Here is a 19,965-nt window from a genome sequence, read left to right on the forward strand (position 1 = left end):
CTGAACCAGACCCAGGCAGGTTAGCGTTATCTTGATGCTGTTAAACCCCGCATGGCATCCCTTGCCGAAGCATTTCCCGCCGCACACGGTGTGCTGGATATGATCGAAGGACCGCTGAAATTAGCGCGCCCTGCGCGTTAGGGATATCACCCCTATTAATCTCAAGCCGGTTGTGTTCGCCCTATTAGGTCACATGTTCGCCGCCGCCCGCGACCCCGATGTTTCACCCAGGGCGCGCCGCAGGAAAATCCGGGTACGTTCGTTACGAGGCTGCCTGAAAATCCGTTCGGGATTGCCGGATTCGATGATGTGCCCCGCTTCGGTAAAATAGAGGATATCGCTGACCTCCTCGGCAAACCGCATTTCGTGCGTCACCAGCACGCAGGTTATGCCGTCCCGGACCAGATTGCGGATCACGTTCAGAACTTCTCCGACCATTTCCGGGTCGAGCGCGGAGGTCACTTCGTCGAATAAAATCAGTTCAGGCTGCATGGCGAGCGCACGGGCAATCGCCACCCGCTGCTGCTGGCCGCCGGAGAGTTCCCCCGGATAGGCGGTCTCCTTATGCTCCATATGGACTTTGCGCAATAGCCCGAACGCCCGTTCCGTCGCTTCCTGGCGCGATACGCCCAGCACTTTGATGGGGGAGATCACCAGATTCTCCAGTACGCTCAGGTGAGGAAACAGGTTGTACTGTTGAAAAACAAAACCTACACGCTGACGCAGCTCGACAAATTCCTTTTCCGACCGCAGGGTATGAACCGGAATGCCGCAGACCTCTATCTCGCCCTTTTGTGGCCGCAATAGCCCGGTAATGCTGCGCAGAATGGTCGATTTCCCCGATCCCGAGGGGCCGATGATCGATACCGACTGGCCTTTACGGACGGAAACATCGATGCCTTTGAGTACCTCATTATCATCGAATGAAAGATGGACATTATTAAGCCGCACCAGAGGTTTGTCCGCACCGCTGCGTATAAGTGAGGAGCGGGTATCAGGATCGCGCATGTCGTTTTTCCTTTAGCCTCGTCAAACGGGCAATAGGGTAGCAATAGATGAAAAAGAACAGTAACAGGGTGAAATAGACCAAAACGGTGAAGTTAGTTCGCGCTACGGTATTACTGGCGATGCTGGCCATGTCGACCAGGTCGTGGACCCCCACCAGAGAGGCCAGGGATGTGCTCATGGTGATGCCGGCATACAGGTTCATCCAGGGCGGCAACATGCGTCGCACGCACTGGGGCAGTATGACATAACGAAAAATTTGCCCGCGCCGGAAGGCCAGCGACTGCGCAGCCTCCCACTGTGCGCTGGGAATGGACTGTATGGCGCCGCGGAAAATTTCGGCAATGATGGCGCTGGCGGATAATCCCAGCCCGATAACGACTTTTAACCAGTCCGGAAAGGGCAGGTACCAGTGAAATAAAGTAAATTCAAAAGGAAAAACGTAGGTGGTGAAATAGATCAATACCAGCACCGGCGCGTTGCGGAATACCTGTACATATCCCCGCACCAGGCGGCACAGCAGCCGCGAAGGCGACAAAGACAGCGCGCCGAATATCAGGCCGGCCGCAGTGCCAAGCCCCATGGAAACAATACTGATTTCAATATTGGTCCACATTCCGCTCAACAGCGCCGGCAGCCAGTGCCATAGCAACCTGATGCTTGGCGGCGCAGTGCCGCTAAGCAGCCAAAACAGATTCAGCGCCAACAGCATCAGCAAGGCGATAAACCAGGGGTCGGAACAGACCGCCGAGACAATTTCGCGGCGGCCGGAATTCGCAGCATGCAATTTCAGGGAGACGTCATTGTCCATATCCGGGCATCCTCAGGCGATGTTCCAGCCAGTGACCGACGGCGCTGACCATCCAGGTCAACAATCCGAACCAGATAAGAATCAGCAACAGCAGCTCAAGTACGTTGTCGCGCTGGGACCAAATCATAATTGACGCATAGGTGACATCGCCCACCGCGATAGCCGATGCAATCGCGGTCATTTTTACCAGATCGACCAGATTATTGATAAGCGAGGGCAGGGCGAAACGCGCCGCCAGCGGCAACTGGACATACCAGAAGGTCTGGCGGGGGGTGAACGCCAGTGAACGCGACGCTTCCAGGGTAATCGGCGAAACCGCTTCGATGCCGGCGCGCAGGGCTTCAGCATGGAATACCGCTTTGTGAACCGCCACCACCAGCACCACCCACATCAGCGGGGTGATGGGGCTGGCGCCGCCCGCTATTTTTTGGCCGATCAGCATATTCAGCACCAGAAATGCGCAGTAAAGTTGCACCAGCGCAGGGGTATTGCGGGTAAATTCCACGAAGGCGCTGACCGGAGCGACAATCCAGCGGGATTTGCGCGTCATGGCCGCCGCGATCAGGACGCCGATAAGCAAACTGATCGGAATGGTCAACAGGCATAATTTAAGCGAGACCCATGTACCGGCGATAAAAGCCTGCCGGTCGATGGGATCGAGCACAAAAGCATAATTCAGGCCCAATGGTCTGAAACAAGCCACCAGCCAGGCAAGAAACGACTGGATCACCGCAGACACCCCCGCTGCGCCGATAACCGCTGTCTCGCCCATATTATTTATCCGCCGGTTCAGCCGGTGCTGCGTCGAATTCTCCGCGCAGGGCTTTTTGGTGGGCATCGGTAAAATACTCGTCTGGGACACCGTATTTGTGGGCGAAATCCACTAATAAGCCGGTCTTGTGCCAGTCACGGATCACGCTGTCCACAAAGTTGCGGGTGTCTTTTTCTCCGCGCCGGGTCCAGATAACCGTAGGGGAAGGGATCAATTGATCTTTCGTCGCGATCTGGTAATCGGCCCATTCCGCCGCGCTATCGCCCACCAGTACCTGATGCATGGCCGGTGAGATATGTACCGAGGCGACACAGGTGCCACCTTTCAGCGCCAGCAGCGATTCGGGAATGCCGCGCAGCCCTTTGACAATGGCGCCGTATTCCTCCAGTGGCTTGGCAAAGTTACTGCCCTGGGAGACACAGGCCACTTTGCCTTTAAGATCTTCCCACTTGGAAATACCGCTTTCTTTACGCACCAGCGCCGCGCCGCCGACCAGATTATAGGGTGTAGGGGCATAACTTAGCGACTCGCTGCGCTCCTGGGTCCACTGGATATTGGCAATCAGCAGGTCGACTTTGCCGGACTGCAGGAATTGAACTCGCGTAGAGGCGGTAACCGGCACCACCTCCAGCTCGACTCCCAAGCGGTTGGCAATATTGCGGCTAAGCTCGGTTTGAAAACCGCCGGTCTGGTTGGTCGCGGGATCCAGAAAGCCGAACGGCGGGCTGGCGCCGTCCACCCCCACCACTATTTTCCCACGATCCTTGATTTTACCCAGCGTCGCGTCCGCGCTGGCCACCGGGGAAATAAACGGCAGCAGAACGGCCGCCAACAGCAGGTGAAGCGGAAAAAGTGTTTTCATAACATCCCACTAAGCCAATTTTCGTTTGGTTAAAAAGTTAACTGCCCTGGAATTTTTTGTGCAATTCCTGTAATAACGGTTGCGGCGGGGTAATCCCCAGTCTTTTTTCCGTTTCGATTAACCAGCCGGTCCGGTGCCAGGACTGAATTACCCGATCAACGGCGGTAATGGTGTCCGTTTCGCCTTTGCGCGTCCATACCACCGAATCGGCGGGCAGGATTTCATCGGCAATCGGCGCGTGATAGTCCGCCCATTCCCCGCCTTTGCGCACCAGGGGCTGCAGCAATGTGGAGTCGTGAACGGCCGCCACGCATTGCCCGCCTTTCAGCGCCAGTAGCGAATCGGCGGAACTCTTGAAGCCCTTGGTCACGGCACCGTATTCCGTTTCCAGCGGCCTGGCGAAACTGCTGCCCTGGGACACGCAAACAGTTTTTCCGCGCAGGTCCTCCCATTTGGCGATGCCGCTGTTTTTCAGCGTCAGGGCGGTTCCGCCTACCCGATAAAAAGGCGTGGGGGCATAGCCCATACTTTCCGCTCGCTCCGGATTAAGCTCCATGGAAGCAATCAGCAAGTCGACCTTGCCGGCAATTAAAAATTGCGTACGCGTGGCGGTTTGCACCGGCACCAATTCGACCCCGACCCCCAGATCCTTCGCCAGTTTGCGTGCCAGCTCCGGATTCCAGCCAATCAACTGTCGGGTTTGCGGATCCACTGAGCCAAAATCGCCGCCATTCACCAAAACGCCAATCGCCACGTTGCCGCGCGACTTTATTTTATCCAGGGTAGCGTCAGCCCTGGCGGTAACAGGTAATAATGCCGCCAATGTCATAGCCGCCATCAACTTTAACCACGTGCTGGCCGGATGGGTTATTTCCTTATTCATATTTTTGCATCTTCCTCATTTAATTTCACACCATCCAGCAGGCGCTTATAATACGAATGACCGGTATTTAGAGCACCGATGGGATTGTGGGCCAGGACACGATCCTTCACTATCAGATAAGTTACCGGCGCGTCGGAATTCTTGATAAATAATGAATCATGCCCGACACACAGGCCGCTGATAACATTAAGATCCGTTTGTTCCAGATTGCATAATTTAGCCTGCATAACAGGGTTGCACATGGCCTCGTAATTGCCTGGTTTGATTTTATCCTGCTCGGCAATACCGACGTCGCACTTGTCTTGCGCACCCACTTTACATAAAACGCCGAACACGTCCAAACCATTGGCGCGCAGTATATTGGCAAAGATGCGGTTTTCCTTGATTAATCCGGCACAGGATGCCACACCGATTTTTTTAGCGCCGATTTTTTTGGCAAATACAATAATTTCTTCTACTCGGGTTAATTGGCCGTAATATTGACCTTCAACCTGTGCGGATGCCAGCATTATCCTCGATATCATCGGATCGTCGTGATACAAGTCCAGGCTTGCACGCAAAACGGCTTCATTATCCGCCGACGTGGTCAAACATTTTCTGGGGAATTCTTTATCCCGAGTTTGGCAGTTAAGAAAGTTACACTCGGTGCACGTAAATTTATTCGCCATAACGGTTTTCTACTTTCCCAGAGAATCACTATATTAAATATAAGGAATTTCTCAGCGAAACCAACCAATCTTTCCGCATATCGATATGAAAATAATGAGCATCATGCGTGGGTAACATATTGTTCTATCACCACTAAAATTTAACAATGAGTGAAATTAATTAACCTGAATATAGCGATGTCAACTCATAAAGTCCGGTGGGGCATAACTGTATGATGCGAAAAAAAAGAAAATATTTCAATCGGGTGATAATATGCTATCTAATAACATTAAGGTTTCTCGTTATTATCTATTGAGAAAATAGCATTTCATTATTTAAAATTGTTCTTTGACACGTATTAAAGTCCATGAAAAGGTGAAGTCCTACTAGTTACCCTATAAAATGATTAACTACGGAATGATAAGGATAAGATGTGACACAGATAGGCATCGGCGAGAAGGCACATAATTTTGTGTTTGCATCTCCTTGGGACGGTAAAAAAGATTTTTTCACCGAGACCAAAAACCAACGGTCGCTGTTGTTATTCCTGCGTTATTTTGGCTGCACAACCTGCCAATTGGAAATACATAATCTTATTCTGGATTACCCGAAGTTCAAGCAGGCCGGCGTGGAAGTGTATGTGGTATTGCAAAGCAGCGCCGCAACCATTACCAGCGAGCTCAAGCAGGAAGATATCCCCTTCGTGCTGGTATTGGACCCGGAACAGACCTTATATAAAGCTTACGGGATTGGATCGCGGGATCCCGACAACGGCAGGACATTGGAACATCAAGCCAGGGTACAAACGGCCAAAACGCTGGGTTTTACCCATGGAAAATATGAAGGCAATGAGCTGCAGTTGCCGGCAACCTTTATTATCGGACCGGAGCATATTGTCGAGTATGCTTATTACGGCAAAGAAAGCTCCGATATCCCCGAGCATAATGTCCTGATAAAAAAGATTGGGGATGCATTAGCATAGATGCACCTGCTGAAGGTTTATTTTATGGGGTACGATAAGCATTATGATGCAGGTAAATAATATCACCAAGCATTTTGGTAAACAAAAGGTTATAAATAATATCAGTTTCGCGATTAAAAAAGGAGAGGTGGTGGTGATTCTTGGCCCCAGCGGGTCGGGCAAAACGACGCTGTTACGCTGCCTGAATTTTCTTGAGCGCGCTGACACTGGAAAGATGCGCATCGGCGATGCGGAGGTCGATATCGGGTCTTCAGGTAAAAAAGACATCCTGCGGTTCCGTCGTAAAATCGCCATGGTCTTTCAATCTTATAACTTATTTAATAATAAAACCGCCTTACAAAATGTGATTGAAGGTCCGCTTGTTGTACAAAGACGCGGACGGGAAGAATGCATCGCGCAGGGGAAAAGCCTGCTGGATAGCGTGGGCCTGTCAGCCAAATACGACAGCTATCCGTCAAAGCTGTCGGGCGGCCAGCAGCAGCGGGTCGGTATCGCCAGGGCAATGGCGTTAAATCCGGATGTCATTTTATTTGATGAACCGACCAGCGCGTTGGATCCAGAGTTAGTCGGCGAAGTATTATTCGTTATGGCCAGGCTGGCGAAACAGGGCGTCACCATGATTGTAGTGACCCATGAAATGCAATTCGCCAGGGAGATCGCCACCCGCATCCTGGTAATGGATCACGGCCACATTATAGAACAAGGGCCACCGGCGGAAATTTTTAATGCGCCGAAAGAGGAGCGCACCAAAAAATTTCTCAAACGTACTGCCCCATTGCTTACCTATGAGATCTGACGCCGGCTTTGCCGCCAGCCATTATATTGATGACAGCCAGGGTAAAATAAATGAATAATTTCATAAAGAAAATAGCGCCTGTAGCGCTATGCGCTATAGCGTTTTCCGCTCTGTTGGCTAATGCCGCCCCTGCCCCCCGGGACATTATCGTCGGCGCCCGCAATGGCTTCCAGGGGGTGGCGTATGTGGATGAAAACGGCAATTACACCGGCCTGGAAGCGGAAGTGTTAAAACGTGTCTTCAAGGAGCTGCCGCAATATAAATTTGAAATCCGTTATCTCGAGCAACGCTCGCTGTTTCCCAGCCTGCTGACCAATAAGGTGGATATGGTGCAAGGCAATCTGCGACGCAATGAAGTACGCGAAAAAAATGCTATCCGCACCCGCGTTGCCCACAACTGGACGCCTTATGTAATTACGGTGCCGCAAGCCAATACCCAGATTCATTCTTTGGCGGATTTAGAAGGTAAACGCATCGCCCAGAATAAAAACTCAGGCCAGGCGGGCATAATGGAACAGTATATTAAATCCCATAATGCCAATATCGAGATTGTCTATAGTCCGGAAATGCTGACGTTGCTTGCCGACGGACAGGTCGATGCCGTTATTTCACCGGTATTTAATGTGCCGCAGTTTAATGCGGTCCATAAAAATTATAAATTAAAGTACGTTGGCGAGCCGGTGGGGGGTGTGGCAGGCACGCCGGATAATGATCCAAACGCATATTTTTGGTTCAGGCCGGATGATAAGCAATTAAGGGATGATGTCAGTGCGGTCATTGCTCAACTACGGGCGGACGGTACGCTGAGCCGGCTGTCGCGGCAGTTTTTAAGCGAAGATTATCCGGCCAGGATCGACCTGCAGGCGGAAAAAAACCTGACGCAATAATCTATGGGATAATTCGATGATCGGCCTATAAATCCTTCAGCCAAAAACAATATCGGCATCAAATAAACCGATAAGAGAGCCGTTATATGGGACAGCTATTTGAAATACATTATGTTTTTGCCGCTTTTCCACGGCTGATCCCCTTTATACCCGAAACTCTTTTCTTATTGTTTATTTGCATTGCCGCCAGTCTGGTGCTGGGCGTCTTATTCGCCTTACTGCAAATCTTCCCGTTTCCAGTATTGTCCAGGCTGGTAACGCTAATAGTGTCATTTGTCCTTGGCATGCCGCTGCTCACCTTGCTGTTTCTGTTTTATTTTGGCTTGCCGGAAATATTCCTGCCGCTAGGTATCGATTTCACCAGAACCAACGGGATTTATTTTGTGGTTCTGGCCTTTGGTTTGCATTACGCGGTTATGGTGTCCGAGTATATCCGCGGCGCGGTTAACAGCGTAGGCAAAGGCCAGTTTGAGGCAGCCTTTGCCATCGGGCTTACCACCTTGACGGCATTAAGGCAAATTATTATGCCGCAAGCCATGCGGGTGCTTTTGCCCAATTTGGCGAACACGTATTTGCGCGCCATCAAAAGTACCTCGATTGCTTTTTCCGTGGGCGTCGTGGACCTGATGAGCCAGGCGCAGGTTATCGGACAATCTACCGGACATAATTTTGAAAGCTATCTGGCGGTAACGGTTATCTATTATCTCTTTTATCTCATCCTGAGTTCATTTTTTAAAGTGATGGAAAAGTGGTCGCTGCGGCTGAGTTATCAATAGCGGTATAAGACGTCGTCAATCAGATGTGTGGATTACCTGGAGTTAAGCAATGCGTTTTGACCTGGATTTTATGTTATTGGTGATGAAAGAAGTTATTTACAAGCTGCCGGTCAATATCATGTTGGCAACCAACGCTTTTGCGCTGGGATTACTCCTGGCCGTGGTGATTACGGTGATCCGGTTTTATCGGCTTCGTTTTCTGATTAAGGTAATTGATTTTTATATTTCCCTGGCGCGGGGAATTCCCCTTTATCTGCAAATCGTATTGTGCTTTTTTGGCCTGCCGATATTGCTGAAAACCTTGGCCGATGCGCTGGGCATGGAATTCAGCGTCCGCCATTTTTCACCGGCGGTGTCGGTGGTGGTTGCGCTGACCTTTAATGTCACCGCTTCGCTGTCGGAGTCGCTGCGTGGCGGTGTTGCCGGCATCAGGCGGGGGGAAATCGAAGCCGGCCATTCCGTCGGCATGACGATATGGCAAATTTTACGCCGGGTAGTGGTCCCCCAGTCCGCCGTGCTCTGCCTGCCCAATTTCTGCGTCTTGTTTATCGGCCTGGTCCACAGCACCACCCTGGCGTTTGGGGCAACTATTATTGAAATGAACGGGCAGGCGAGCCTGCTGGCCGATGACAACGGCCGCTATTTTGAAGCTTTTCTCGCCGCCGGGATGTTTTTTTGGGCCATAACTCTTTTTATCCAGAAAATTTTCAAGCTATTGGAAAATCATTTTATTGCCAAGACAAGGTTGAATTATGCCAAAGCGCATTGAATTCCATCAAGCGTAACCGCGAATGCTTTTTAGCGACAGGTATTTTATACGGCATTGTAAACCCTGAAATCCCGCCTGTTATCCAGCGGATAAATACTATTATGACATTAGAGGTCCCTGTTATGAAAATTACGCAAGTTGAAGTATTGCATATCCACGAAATTGCCACCGATGGCCACAAGGGGCAGCGTCCCGTGCTGGTGCGCATCGATACCGATGCGGGCATTTACGGTTTGGGGGAAGTGGGCCTGGCATACGGTTCGGCGGGCAGGGCGGCGTTCGGCATTATTCAGGATTTAGCCAGGCACATTATTGGCAAAGATCCATTTAATATCGAAGCCATTTGGGAAACGTTATTTAAAGAAACCTTCTGGGGGCAGGGCGGGGGCGCGGTCATTTTTGGCGGCATCAGCGGCATAGATATCGCCTTATGGGATATCAAAGGCAAAGCTCTCGGGGTGCCGGTATATCAATTGTTGGGCGGTAAAACCCGCGATAAAATCCGCAGTTACGCCTCGCAAATACAATTGGGATGGTCATCCCAGCGCGTGCCAGCCGTACATCCGGAAGAGTATGCCGCCAACGCCAGAACCGCGCTAAATGCGGGTTTTGATGCGGTAAAGGTGGACGTAATCATGTTTGATCAGCAGGGGAAAAACGCCGGCAGGCTGGAAGGGCCATTGCCGAACGCCACCCTGCGCCTGGCGCGGGACAGAGTAAAGGCTATCAGGGAAGAAGTCGGTCCCGACGTGGATATCATTATTGAAAACCACGCCCGTACCGATATCACCAGCAGCATCCAGCTGGCTAAGGCCATCGAGGAATTTTCTATTTTTTATTATGAGGAAATTAATACGCCGCTGAATCCTAAACTGCATAAACTGGCCAAAGAAAAAATCAATATCCCCATCGCCTCCGGCGAGCGTATTTATTCCCGCTGGGGGTTCCTGCCTTTTCTTACCGACCGGTCATTGGACGTTGTCCAGCCTGATTTAGGCACCAGCGGCGGGCTGAGCGAGGTAAAAAAAATCAGCGAACTGGCGCATATCTACGAAAGCACGGTGCAGGTCCATATCGCGGGTTCGGGGGTTATCGCCGCCGCCGCGCTGCATTTAGAAGCGGCAATCCCCAATTTTATTATTCATGAACATCATCAAAAAACCTTAATCCCCGGTTATATTGAGTTATGCGAGCATAATTATCAACCGGTTAACGGACATTTTGCCGTACCTGAACTACCCGGTATCGGCCAGGAATTAACCAAAACCGCATATCAAAAAGCGGACCGCATCACCATTAAGTAAGGGCCATGCCGGCCTGACAGATCATCTTATTTCCCGAACCAGGAGGAAACCGCTATGCTTGCGTCTCAAACCCGCCCGATACGTCCCGATCGTCTGACGCCGCCGCAGCTGCGCGATGAACTGTCCCGCGCCGGAGAGATCGCGCTGCTCGACGTGCGCGAATACGGCTTGTTTACCCACGGGCATCTGCTGCTGGCGGCGTGCGCGCCGCTTTGGCGGCTGGAACTGCTTATCGATCGCCTGGTGCCCCGCTCCACCACCCGGGTGGTATTGACCGACGAGGACGGCTCGCTGCTCGACGCGGCGGCCGACAAACTCCATTATCTGGGTTATAGCGATATGGCGGTGCTGGATGGCGGCACGTCCGCGTGGCGTGCGGCGGGATTTGAAGTCTTTATCGATGAAAATGTGCCCGGCAAGGCGCTGGGCGAGGTCGTTGAAGCGGTAGCGGGAACCCCGCATATTGATGTCGGCGAGCTGCGCCGGCGCCAAGCCGCGGGGGAGAAGCTGGTGGTGGTCGACGGGCGCACGCCTGAGGAATTTTATCATTTCAGCCTGCCTGGGGCGCACAGCCTGCCGAACGGCGAGCTGGCCTATCGTATCCGTGAACTGGCGCCGGACCCGCAAACGCTGGTGGTGGTGAACTGCGCCGGCCGCACGCGCAGCATTATCGGCGCCCAGACGTTGATTAACGCCGGTATTCCCAATCCGGTGGTGGCGCTTAAAAACGGCACTATGGACTGGCTGCTCGCCGGCCATCAGCTGGAACACGCACGGCGAACGGAGCTTCCCGAGCCGACCGCGCAACATATCAACGCGGCGCGCGCGGGGGCCGCGCGCCTGGCGAGGCGGGCGGGCGTCGCGACCATTGACGCGGCAGGCCTGGCTGATTTCGTCGCCGATGCGGAACGAACGTTATACCGGTTCGATATCCGCACCCGCGAGGAATATGAGGCGGGGCATCTACCGGGTTTCCGCTGGGCGCCGGGCGGACAGCTGGTTCAGGCCACCGATGGTTTCCTGGCCACCCGGGGCGCCCGGATCGTGATTGCCGATTGGGACGGCGTGCGCGCCCAGGGCACGGCGGCTTGGCTGCTGCAGCTTGGCGGTTATGACATTTATCTTTATGCGCCCGCCGCGGATAGCATAGTGGAAGCGGGCAGCGAGCCGGTGCGCGTGCGGCGCGATCCCCGCGCGCCGGAGGTAGCCCTGCTTACCCCGCAGCGGGCCGACAGTCTGTTGGCCGACGGATCGGCGGTGTTGATTGATGTCGATAACAGCCTGAGCTTTGCCAGGCAACATAGCGCGGGAGCTAAATTTATCGCGCCGCAGCGGTTACTGGAGTGGCTGCCGCGCTTCGCGCCGCGGCGGGTGATTCTGACCTCCCGCGACGGCGTTTTGGCCCGGCAGATTGCCGGCGAGCTGCGGCGGCGCAATCTGCCGGCCGCGGCGCTGCTGGGAGGCGCCAACGCCTGGGTCGCGGCCGGCTTACCCACGGAGCAAGGCGGGCAAGACGTGCTTACCGGCGAAGACGACGCGCGTTATGGCGGTTATAACGTCAGCGATCCCGAGCGCCGGGAAAGGTTGTTTCGTGATTATCTCGCCTGGGAAATAGGCTTGGTGGAGCAGCTTGGCCGTCCGGGCGCCGAGCTGCAATTCCAGGTTATCAGCGCCACGGCGCCCTAATGGCGCATCGTCGCCGGGCGCCGGGACCATTATTCCCCCGCACCCGCGGCGATAGCCAGTGCGCGATCGATATCCCGCGTCAAATCCTGCGGGTTTTCCAACCCGATATGCAGGCGTATCAGCGCCGTGTTGCCTTGCCAACTGCTATGCTTGCGCAGCGCCGACGAGTCGGCGATGGTCGCCAGGCTTTCGTAGCCGCCCCAGGAGGCGCCGATGGCAAACAGCGTCAGCGCGTCCACGAACGCCGCGGCAAAGTCCGGCGCCGTTTGGCGCACGGCCAATGAAACCAGCCCGCTGGCACCGGTAAAATCGCGTCGCCATAACGCATGGCCCGGATCCGACGGCAGGGCGGGATAAAAAACCCGCGCCACCCCGGGATGAAGTTCCAAATGCTGCGCCACCTCGGTGGCATTGATCTGGTGGCGCGGCATGCGTACCGCCAAGGTACGGATACCGCGCAGCGTGAGATACGCATCGTCCGCGCCCACCGTCAATCACAGCGCGTCGTAGGCGGCGCCTATTCGCGCCGCCAGTTCGGGACTGTCGACCACCACGACGCCCTGCATCACGTCCGAATGTCCCGCCAGATACTTGGTGGCCGCCTGTAGCGAAATATTGGCGCCCAGCGCCAGGGGTTTAAAAAAATAGCCTCCGCTCCAGGTATTATCCGTCGCCATCAGAATCCCGCGCCGGCGGGCCAGCGCGACAATTGCTGGTAAATCCAGCACTTCATATAATAGCGACCCGGGGGATTCCAGGTAAACCAGCCGGGTATTCGGCCGGATTAATGCCGCGAGATCGTCCCCGGACGGTGAAAAATATTGCAATTTAATACCATACCGCGACAGCAGCGCCCGGTTGATACGATGTACCGGCGAATAGACGCCGTCCGCCACCAGGATATGGTCGCCCGGTGACGCCAGCGCGATAAAGAGCAGGGATATCGCCGACAGGCCGGAAGGCGTCAGGAACGCGCGATAGCCGCCCTCAAGCGCGGTGACCGCTTCCTCCAGCGTCTGGTGGGTGTCCAGTCCGTGACGGCCATAGCTGGCGACGCGTTCCCCCGCCTCGCGCCGGCGATGATAGTCGGCCATGGTGGCGACCGATCCGAAACGCACCGTACTGGCGCGCACCACCGGAACATTGACCGGCCCGGCGCCGGCGGGATCCGGCACGGGCGCGCCGCTATGGATCAATAACGTTTCCGCCCGCAGGGGCGGCTGTGGCTGCAGCGGTTTTCCGGTCATGCCTTGCCCCCGTCGGGCGCCATCTGGGTAGCGTTATAATTGGCGATCGCGCCGGTGGCCGGATCGAACGCCACCCGTCGCACCAGCGTTTCCAGCGGGCGTCCGTACAAATGCAAATGCCGAGTCGTATGATTACCGGTGACATGAATGCTATGGATATCGTCCGGCAGGAAGGCGATGGGCGTACCCGGCTCGACCACTATTTCGCGCAGCAAGTGCAGCTCGGCGCGGTCCGGCCGGCTACGATCATCCCGGCGTTCGTAGATACGGTTCAGTTCCTGTCCTTCGACGGCGGCGATGGCGGCCCAGGTGGTATGGTTATGCGGCACCGAGTTTTTATCCGGCAATAGCACGTTCAAGTAGAGCGCGATGTCGTTGTCCCCGTCATCCGCGTTGAGACGGTAGCGCGCGGAGGATTCGCCCCCGGCCGCCGGCGCGGGAAAATCGCGCGCGCTGAACAGGCCTTCATTTTGTGCCAGTCGTTCCAGGCGCCGGGTCACGTATTCCAGCAGCGATCGGGATAACGCCTGCCCGCCGAGAATGCCGCGGATGTCCCGCAATGTTTCATTTACCGCTTCCTGGCGGCGCGAGCCCGATATGTCCAGCGTAGTCATGGTTCTACCCCCGTGAGTGAGTGAAAGGTTTGGCGCTTGAAAGCGGGAAAACCGCGTTTATTCCCGAAACGCCTCCCGCCGGGTGCGGCGTATGGCCGGCAGCGCGACCAGCAGGATCAGCCCGGCGGCGGCAGCCAGCAGGGACGCCGACAGCGGGCGGGTGACAAATGTGCTCAAATCGCCATGGGACAATAGCAGGGCGCGCCTGAAATACTCTTCCAGCAGCGGACCCAGGACGAATCCCATCAACAGCGGAGCGGGTTCACAGTCCAGTTTTAACAATACGTATCCCAGCAGGCCGAAACCGACCGCCTGCAGTACGTCAAACACCGCGTTTTGCACCGAATACACGCCGATACAGCAAAACACCAGGATCGCCGGGTAGAGGTAGCGGTAGGGGATACGCAGCAGGCTGGCCCAAAGGCCTACCAGCGGCAGGTTCAGGATCACCAGCATTAGGTTGCCGATCCACATCGAGGCCAGCAGCCCCCAGAATAACGCGGGATTATTGGTCATCACCTGAGGCCCCGGCTGGATATCATGGATCATCATCGCGCCCACCATCAGCGCCATCACGGCGTTGGAGGGAATACCCAGCGTCAGCAGGGGGATAAACGAGGTTTGCGCCGCCGCGTTATTGGCGGCTTCCGGTCCCGCTACGCCCTCGATGGCGCCATGGCCGAATTCGGCGCTGTATTTACTGATTTTTTTCTCCAACGCATAAGCCGAGAAGGATGCCAGCGTCGCGCCGCCGCCGGGTAATAATCCCAGTATCGAGCCGAGCAGCGTGCCGCGATAAATAGCCGGTCGCATACGTTTAAAATCGGTTTTATCCGGCCATAGAGTGGAAATTTTGCTGACGTTGACCGCTTTGCCGTCGTTATCCTCCAGATTGCGGATGATTTCCGCAAAACCGAAGATGCCCATCGCCAGCGCGACAAAACTCAGCCCGTCGGATAGTTCCGGAATATCCAGGGTAAAGCGTTGGGCGCCGGAATTGATATCGGTGCCCACCAATCCCAGCAGCAGCCCCAGGACAATCATGGCCAGCGCTTTCAGCAGCGAGCCGGACGACAGCACCACCGCGCCGATAAGTCCGAGAAACATCAGCGAGAAGTACTCGGCCGGGCCGAAGCGAAAAGCGACTTCCGTCAAGGGTATGGCAAAGGCCGCCAGCACCAGCGTGGCGACGCTGCCAGCAAAGAACGACCCGATGGCCGAGGTGGCCAGCGCTACGCCGGCCCGGCCTTGCCGCGCCATTTGATGGCCGTCGATGGTGGTGACCACCGAGGCGGATTCGCCGGGAATATTCAGCAGGATGGCGGTGGTGGATCCGCCGTATTGCGCGCCATAATAAATGCCGGCCAGCATAATCAACGCGGCTTCCGGCGGCAGGGCATAGGTGGCGGGCAGCAGCATGGCGATAGCCGCCACTGGCCCCAGTCCGGGAAGCACGCCGATCAGGGTGCCGAGCGTACAGCCGACAAAGCAATAGAGCAGGTTTTCCCAAGACAACGCGGTACTGAAACCCAGCATCAGATGCGCTAATAACGCCATAACCAAACCCTAGTGGGTAATAAACGCAGGCCAGACCGGGATTAATTGGTCCAGTCCCCAGATAAACAGCGCCACATTCAACGTCACCAGTACGGCCGCATTGGCTAGCGTGCCGCTAAGGGTGAACTGGTTGCTGGCTTTACTGGCAATCATCACCAGCAGCGATAGCGAAATCACCAGCCCTGCAGGTTCAAGCAACAGCGCGAACACCGTGGTCCCGCCCAATATCCAGGCCAATTTTCCTGCCCGCCACGACGGCGCGGCGGACGCGCGATCGCGGCGGGGCGACGACCATGACAATGATGAAAAAATCGCCAGCAGACCGAATGCCGCCAATAAGATGCCCAGGCGGAGCGGGAAAAACCCCGCGCCCATCCGGGAAGCGGCGCCAATCGGGTATTGCGCCGCCAGCGCGCTAAAACCGCCGCCGACCGCGAAAAAAAAACAGCCGGACCAGAAATTCTGCTGATGGCGTATGGCCGGTACGCCGCCACGGCGCGCCGCGGCGCTGGTCTGAGAAGAGATACTCACATCCTGCCACCTTAAGTCTTATATTCGTGGAATCGCGATCATTGAATACTGATGCCCGCGTCGCGGACGATTTTGCCATAACGCGTCGCATCGCCAGACAGCGTTTCGGCCAGCTCTTGCGGCGTACTGGCCTTCACGCCGTAACCCAGGTTTTCCAATTCCTGCTTAACCCCGGGAGAACGCAGCACCTCGGCGAAATCGTGGTTCAACCGATCGATAATCGCGGTGGGCGTGCCGGCCGGCGCCAGATAACCCTGCCAGCTTTCGACGCTAAAACCCGGCTGGCCTGATTCGGCCATGGTCGGCACCTCGGGCAACGCCGGCGACCGGTACGCCGTGGTCACCGCGAGCGCTTTTAACCGTCCGCTTTTAACATATTCGGTCACCGCAGCCAGGGTAATCAGCGTGGCGTTGGTATGGCCGGCGATAACATCCACCGCCGCCGGTCCGCCGCCGGGATAAGGAATATAGGTCACCTTGCCGCCGGTCCGCTGATTGAGCATTTCATGGGCGATTTGAGCAATGCCGCCGTTGGTGGGCAGCCCAAGGCTGATGGTGCCGGGTTTGTCCCGGGTAACGGCAACATATTGCGCAAACGTATCGATGCCGAGATCGGGATTAACCACCAGGATTTGTGGATTGACCACGGCTTTGATCACCGGCGCAAAGGCGGTGGCGGAATCGTAGGGTAATTTTTTGAATAATAGCGCGTTCAGCGTTAATGCTTCGCCGGTTTGCAGCAGGGTATAGCCGTCGGCGGGCGCCTTTGCCACCTTGGCGCTGCCGATAGTGCCGCTGGCGCCGGTGACGTTTTCCACAATAACCGACTGGCCCCATTTCTCACTGAGTTTTTCCGCCAGCACGCGCGTGAGTTTATCGGCGCTGCCGCCAGCCGCCACCGGTACAATGATTTTGACCGGTTTCTGGGGAAATGTGGCGCTCTCGTCGGCGTTGGCCACCCCCAGCGTCGAGATAAGCAGGCCCATAACCAGGGTTTTGTATGGTATCATGGAGCGTTTCTCCGGTAATAAAAGGATACATAAAGTTATCTTACCGGCGAGGCGGGCGTTAATTAACTGATTAAACTGGCTATGGTTAGCAACTATTAGCCTAAATCAGCGGCATTTCAATCCGCTGAAATCTATTTTCCTTCATTCTGGCATATGTGGATTTGTCCCTCGTCACTTCTGATTGCCCTGCCTGAAGCCACGCTGTCTAGCAGCATCGGAAAACAAAACATTACTAATCTGACGATGGCTTAACCAGTGGGAGCAGGTCAAAACTAGGTACCGATAATTGTCCAATTTCACTGTGTTGTTTTTTCGAAACGTTTAGGGCAAAATTTTTGAGCGAATCGAGGAACTAAACATGAACCTGTCGCCTTAATGGAAGGGCCAATTAAAATCAAAGTCTATGAATGGTGATAAAACAGGTAATAACCTAAGCACCTTAGTCAATGAAAGCATCCATACATTGACAGGACATTCATGCTGAACATGAATAGATATGCGCATCGCCTGTTCTATTCCGGTCTTTTGACTTGGTTGTTTATGGCCAAGCTTGGCGTAAGTGTAAGGGCGGCGAAGCTTCGATGAAAATCCGTTTATTTACTGAGGAGGTGCGTAACTTATGTCATATGATCAAGAAACAAAAAAAGATGAAAAACCTTCTATTCCACGTTTTGGTGTCATTGAAAAGGCTTGGGAATGGCAATGGGCGTTGAAATTTTCTTGTGTCGTGCTGTTTGTTGACATCGCCTTACTCTTGCGTGAACACCATGGTTTATTATTTTGGACAGATGAGTCCTTGAATCTGTGGCGGGATTTTGGATTTCGTGTCGCAGCCGCGATGTCATTTTGCTTGCTGGCATCTATTGGCTTTCCCACTATATTTGCTGTGTTCCAAGGGATCGCCTGGAAGTTGATTTCCTCATTTCCCAAGACTTTCGGCTACGAGTTTCGCGAACCTTTCTATGGAGAGGTACCAGCAGAACGCGTCAGAAAACTCGCCTTACGTCAGCACGATGAGTTTCTCATGCGTCGTTACGAGGAACATCAGAGAAATCGGCAGCAGGTGAACGAAGAACGACGAACAATTGGCGGATTGGTTGCGTCAGTGATGTTTCTGTCCATAGTTGATTTTTATCTGTCTTCCCCCAATGGGCAAGGGGTTTCTTTAATGTGGGAACTCCTATCGTTCACAGGTATATGGGGAAAAAGCTTGTCAATGATCGCATTAATATGCGCATTTTGTGTGGTGTGTTTAGCTTGGTTTTCCCAACCAATCTCGGACTATATTTATTATCCGCCGCTTTATGATGAGTTGCACAAGGATGACCCCATTCATTACGGCAGGGATTAATCAAACTATTAATCAGAATGGATGTCTACAGAAACCCAAAAGGTCCTGGTTGCAGCCAATAATGGCAAAGATTTAATAGTGGTCATACTTTTTTGTCTGAACTAACTAGAAGGATGAAATGCCAATATTGCCAGAAAAAGACACTCAAGCGACTGTTTATCGGGAAGAATGCAACAACTCTCCTCGAATGGTGGCTAACGTCTATTTTCTTAATACCTGAGGCACCGCTTTTATTGATGATATTTTACCGCCTCGCGTGTGCCAAATGACCCTGGCACTACGAGGCAGGGAGTGATACTTGTGAGTTTGATGCCAACGTACTACTGCTGAACGGCCGGAGCTTTCTCTGGCTTTTTTGATTAGCACTGTGAAATGAAAGTTAAAAGTCAGCCTGTTGTTCATTATCGTAAAAGATCGCTCGCTTATCCATGTTTCCGCTATGTCTGAATTGGCAAATTTTTCTAGAAGAAATCGGCAGTTTTGCATTGTCTTGCTTTGAAACGGCGCCAGGATAATCTGAGATTATGACATGCAACGGTAAAGAAATACTCATGTTAAAATAACATTAATTTCACCGAAGAATGGGGATAAGATAATCACATCGCACAATGCTTTCCGGAAATGCCTTTACCTGTTGGCCTAGAGAGAAACGCTCAATGTCCTGTCCTTGGCGGCGGGTTAATCCCAATAGCGGCACGGCGGTATCGTAGATCAGGATAATAAAATCCTGAAATCCTTCAATGGCCCCTTCATAGGTAAACTGCGCATAATCTCCACCTTCTATCATCACCGGTCCAGCCATCGGCATACATGTTATATACTCTTTTGCTGGTACGGCTGTGGTGTAATGCAACGTGATATCCTGTTCTATATCATTGGCCGCTCCCGCCACTAAGCGATGCAATCCATAGAGGAATGGTGGCACAGTATTGACTTTGTCCAGGAACTGCTGCCAGAAATACAAACGCAGGTCAGAATGCAGAAAGCGACTGAGGTGTTCAAGTGATGTGTGATAAATCTGGGGCGCCCCCATCAATGACATATCTGGGAGCTTGATAAAATCCGGTTGTGGCCATGTGGCCGCCTCCATGCGAATGGGGGGACAAAGGCCTTTTGACGGCCAATCGGCGGACTGACGATAAACGGCCGGCGTGATCCCGAATTGTTTTTTGAACGCACGGGTAAATGTTTGCTGGGAATCAAAATGGTATTGTAAAGCAATATCTAAAATGGAACGACTGCTAACACGTAGCGCCACGGCTGATCGGGATAACCGGCGCGCCCGGATATAGGCGCCCAGCGTTTGGCCAGTCACATAACGAAACATGCGCTGCAGGTGCCATTTTGAATAACCCGATTTTGCTGCGACATTGTCGAGCTTAAGCGGCAGGTCAAGGTGGTTATCTAGCCAGTACAGCAGACTGTAGATGGTATCGGCTTCAGCCATGGCTTTTCCCTTGTGGTACAGCATGGG

19 protein-coding genes and 1 pseudogene are annotated in these 19,965 nt (G+C 53.9%); 8 read left to right on the plus strand and 12 right to left on the minus strand.

All coding sequences use genetic code 11. The features are described 5' to 3' along the window. Nucleotides 1-189: 189 nt before the first annotated feature. Genes ACL2XQ_RS10100 through ACL2XQ_RS10125 form a run of 6 tightly spaced genes read right to left on the minus strand, consistent with a single transcriptional unit; the run spans nt 190 to nt 5,001 of the window. Nucleotides 190-1,008 (minus strand): amino acid ABC transporter ATP-binding protein, encoded by an 819-nt coding sequence (locus ACL2XQ_RS10100; protein ID WP_413729984.1) that lies wholly within the window; start codon nt 1,006-1,008, stop codon nt 190-192. Then, nucleotides 995-1,816, minus strand: a complete 822-nt coding sequence (locus ACL2XQ_RS10105; RefSeq protein ID WP_413729985.1) for an amino acid ABC transporter permease — start codon at nt 1,814-1,816, stop codon at nt 995-997. The genes ACL2XQ_RS10100 and ACL2XQ_RS10105 overlap by 14 nt, the downstream gene beginning before the upstream one ends. Continuing rightward, entirely contained in the window at nt 1,806-2,588 is a 783-nt protein-coding gene (locus ACL2XQ_RS10110; RefSeq protein WP_413729986.1) for an amino acid ABC transporter permease, read from the minus strand. The genes ACL2XQ_RS10105 and ACL2XQ_RS10110 overlap by 11 nt, the downstream gene beginning before the upstream one ends. Nucleotide 2,589: 1 nt before the next feature. Next, nucleotides 2,590-3,450 carry a transporter substrate-binding domain-containing protein gene (locus ACL2XQ_RS10115; RefSeq protein ID WP_413729988.1) on the minus strand — a complete coding sequence of 287 codons (861 nt, stop codon included), beginning with the start codon at nt 3,448-3,450 and terminating at the stop codon, nt 2,590-2,592. A 37-nt stretch (nt 3,451-3,487) separates the two neighbouring features. Beyond that, the gene (locus ACL2XQ_RS10120) at nt 3,488-4,333 is read right to left on the minus strand and encodes a transporter substrate-binding domain-containing protein (RefSeq protein WP_413729990.1); all 846 of its coding nucleotides are present in this window, start codon (nt 4,331-4,333) and stop codon (nt 3,488-3,490) included. Then, entirely contained in the window at nt 4,330-5,001 is a 672-nt protein-coding gene (locus tag ACL2XQ_RS10125) for a DUF1847 domain-containing protein (RefSeq protein WP_413729991.1), read from the minus strand. Before ACL2XQ_RS10125 ends, ACL2XQ_RS10120 begins: the two co-directional genes overlap by 4 nt. 413 nt (nt 5,002-5,414) lie before the next feature. Here ACL2XQ_RS10125 and ACL2XQ_RS10130 point away from each other — a divergent pair, with 413 nt between their 5' ends. The 7 genes from ACL2XQ_RS10130 (at nt 5,415) to ACL2XQ_RS10160 (ending at nt 12,181) form a co-directional block, all read left to right on the plus strand. Further along, on the plus strand, nt 5,415-5,963 hold the full coding sequence (locus ACL2XQ_RS10130; protein ID WP_413729992.1) for a peroxiredoxin-like family protein: 549 nt from the start codon (nt 5,415-5,417) through the stop codon (nt 5,961-5,963). A gap of 43 nt (nt 5,964-6,006) precedes the next feature. After that, nucleotides 6,007-6,759, plus strand: coding sequence for an amino acid ABC transporter ATP-binding protein (locus tag ACL2XQ_RS10135; RefSeq protein WP_413729993.1), 753 nt, complete (start codon nt 6,007-6,009; stop codon nt 6,757-6,759). 50 nt (nt 6,760-6,809) lie between these two features. Then, a complete protein-coding gene (locus ACL2XQ_RS10140; RefSeq protein ID WP_413729994.1) occupies nt 6,810-7,646 on the plus strand; it encodes a transporter substrate-binding domain-containing protein in 837 nt (278 codons plus the stop codon). Between the two features lie 86 nt (nt 7,647-7,732). Continuing rightward, nucleotides 7,733-8,422 carry an amino acid ABC transporter permease gene (locus tag ACL2XQ_RS10145; RefSeq protein WP_413729995.1) on the plus strand — a complete coding sequence of 230 codons (690 nt, stop codon included), beginning with the start codon at nt 7,733-7,735 and terminating at the stop codon, nt 8,420-8,422. A 49-nt stretch (nt 8,423-8,471) separates the two neighbouring features. Beyond that, nucleotides 8,472-9,191 (plus strand): amino acid ABC transporter permease, encoded by a 720-nt coding sequence (locus tag ACL2XQ_RS10150; RefSeq protein ID WP_413729996.1) that lies wholly within the window; start codon nt 8,472-8,474, stop codon nt 9,189-9,191. 122 nt (nt 9,192-9,313) lie between these two features. Further along, nucleotides 9,314-10,495: a mandelate racemase/muconate lactonizing enzyme family protein gene (locus ACL2XQ_RS10155; RefSeq protein WP_413729997.1), complete on the plus strand. Its 1,182-nt coding sequence runs from the start codon at nt 9,314-9,316 to the stop codon at nt 10,493-10,495. 54 nt (nt 10,496-10,549) lie between these two features. After that, a complete protein-coding gene (locus ACL2XQ_RS10160) occupies nt 10,550-12,181 on the plus strand; it encodes a rhodanese-like domain-containing protein (protein WP_413729998.1) in 1,632 nt (543 codons plus the stop codon). A gap of 29 nt (nt 12,182-12,210) precedes the next feature. Here the strand turns inward: ACL2XQ_RS10160 and metC are convergent. The 5 genes and pseudogenes from metC to ACL2XQ_RS10185 all read right to left on the minus strand — a co-directional run bounded on the left by metC (nt 12,211) and on the right by ACL2XQ_RS10185 (nt 17,140). Continuing rightward, nucleotides 12,211-13,428, minus strand: a pseudogene (gene metC, locus ACL2XQ_RS10165) (cystathionine beta-lyase). After that, the gene (locus ACL2XQ_RS10170; RefSeq protein WP_413729999.1) at nt 13,425-14,042 is read right to left on the minus strand and encodes a cysteine dioxygenase; all 618 of its coding nucleotides are present in this window, start codon (nt 14,040-14,042) and stop codon (nt 13,425-13,427) included. Before ACL2XQ_RS10170 ends, metC begins: the two are co-directional and overlap by 4 nt. Nucleotides 14,043-14,099: 57 nt before the next feature. Continuing rightward, the gene (locus ACL2XQ_RS10175; protein ID WP_413730000.1) at nt 14,100-15,599 is read right to left on the minus strand and encodes a tripartite tricarboxylate transporter permease; all 1,500 of its coding nucleotides are present in this window, start codon (nt 15,597-15,599) and stop codon (nt 14,100-14,102) included. Nucleotides 15,600-15,608: 9 nt separating this feature from the next. Continuing rightward, complete coding sequence (locus ACL2XQ_RS10180; RefSeq protein ID WP_413730001.1) at nt 15,609-16,130, minus strand: tripartite tricarboxylate transporter TctB family protein; 522 nt, start codon at nt 16,128-16,130, stop codon at nt 15,609-15,611. 38 nt (nt 16,131-16,168) lie between these two features. Continuing rightward, nucleotides 16,169-17,140, minus strand: a complete 972-nt coding sequence (locus tag ACL2XQ_RS10185; RefSeq protein WP_413730002.1) for a tripartite tricarboxylate transporter substrate binding protein — start codon at nt 17,138-17,140, stop codon at nt 16,169-16,171. A 619-nt stretch (nt 17,141-17,759) separates the two neighbouring features. On the opposite strand from ACL2XQ_RS10185, the gene ACL2XQ_RS10190 reads away from it, so the two are divergent. Beyond that, entirely contained in the window at nt 17,760-18,491 is a 732-nt protein-coding gene (locus ACL2XQ_RS10190; RefSeq protein WP_413730003.1) for a hypothetical protein, read from the plus strand. Nucleotides 18,492-19,062: 571 nt separating this feature from the next. Here the strand turns inward: ACL2XQ_RS10190 and robA are convergent. Further along, nucleotides 19,063-19,938, minus strand: coding sequence for an MDR efflux pump AcrAB transcriptional activator RobA (robA, locus tag ACL2XQ_RS10195; RefSeq protein WP_413730004.1), 876 nt, complete (start codon nt 19,936-19,938; stop codon nt 19,063-19,065). Nucleotides 19,939-19,965 lie beyond the last annotated feature (27 nt).

It is taken from the genome of Sodalis sp. RH14 (assembly GCF_047324285.1).
Taxonomy (GTDB): Bacteria; Pseudomonadota; Gammaproteobacteria; order Enterobacterales; family Enterobacteriaceae; genus Acerihabitans.

Coding starts and splice junctions, on each gene's coding strand:
- ACL2XQ_RS10100 (WP_413729984.1), bottom strand. CDS start 1,008: ATGCGCGATCCTGATACCCGCTCCTCACTTATACGCAGCGGTGCGGAC.
- ACL2XQ_RS10105 (WP_413729985.1), bottom strand. CDS start 1,816: ATGGACAATGACGTCTCCCTGAAATTGCATGCTGCGAATTCCGGCCGC.
- ACL2XQ_RS10110 (WP_413729986.1), bottom strand. CDS start 2,588: ATGGGCGAGACAGCGGTTATCGGCGCAGCGGGGGTGTCTGCGGTGATC.
- ACL2XQ_RS10115 (WP_413729988.1), bottom strand. CDS start 3,450: ATGAAAACACTTTTTCCGCTTCACCTGCTGTTGGCGGCCGTTCTGCTG.
- ACL2XQ_RS10120 (WP_413729990.1), bottom strand. CDS start 4,333: ATGAATAAGGAAATAACCCATCCGGCCAGCACGTGGTTAAAGTTGATG.
- ACL2XQ_RS10125 (WP_413729991.1), bottom strand. CDS start 5,001: ATGGCGAATAAATTTACGTGCACCGAGTGTAACTTTCTTAACTGCCAA.
- ACL2XQ_RS10135 (WP_413729993.1), top strand. CDS start 6,007: ATGATGCAGGTAAATAATATCACCAAGCATTTTGGTAAACAAAAGGTT.
- ACL2XQ_RS10140 (WP_413729994.1), top strand. CDS start 6,810: ATGAATAATTTCATAAAGAAAATAGCGCCTGTAGCGCTATGCGCTATA.
- ACL2XQ_RS10145 (WP_413729995.1), top strand. CDS start 7,733: ATGGGACAGCTATTTGAAATACATTATGTTTTTGCCGCTTTTCCACGG.
- ACL2XQ_RS10150 (WP_413729996.1), top strand. CDS start 8,472: ATGCGTTTTGACCTGGATTTTATGTTATTGGTGATGAAAGAAGTTATT.
- ACL2XQ_RS10155 (WP_413729997.1), top strand. CDS start 9,314: ATGAAAATTACGCAAGTTGAAGTATTGCATATCCACGAAATTGCCACC.
- ACL2XQ_RS10160 (WP_413729998.1), top strand. CDS start 10,550: ATGCTTGCGTCTCAAACCCGCCCGATACGTCCCGATCGTCTGACGCCG.
- ACL2XQ_RS10170 (WP_413729999.1), bottom strand. CDS start 14,042: ATGACTACGCTGGACATATCGGGCTCGCGCCGCCAGGAAGCGGTAAAT.
- ACL2XQ_RS10175 (WP_413730000.1), bottom strand. CDS start 15,599: ATGGCGTTATTAGCGCATCTGATGCTGGGTTTCAGTACCGCGTTGTCT.
- ACL2XQ_RS10185 (WP_413730002.1), bottom strand. CDS start 17,140: ATGATACCATACAAAACCCTGGTTATGGGCCTGCTTATCTCGACGCTG.
- ACL2XQ_RS10190 (WP_413730003.1), top strand. CDS start 17,760: ATGTCATATGATCAAGAAACAAAAAAAGATGAAAAACCTTCTATTCCA.
- robA (WP_413730004.1), bottom strand. CDS start 19,938: ATGGCTGAAGCCGATACCATCTACAGTCTGCTGTACTGGCTAGATAAC.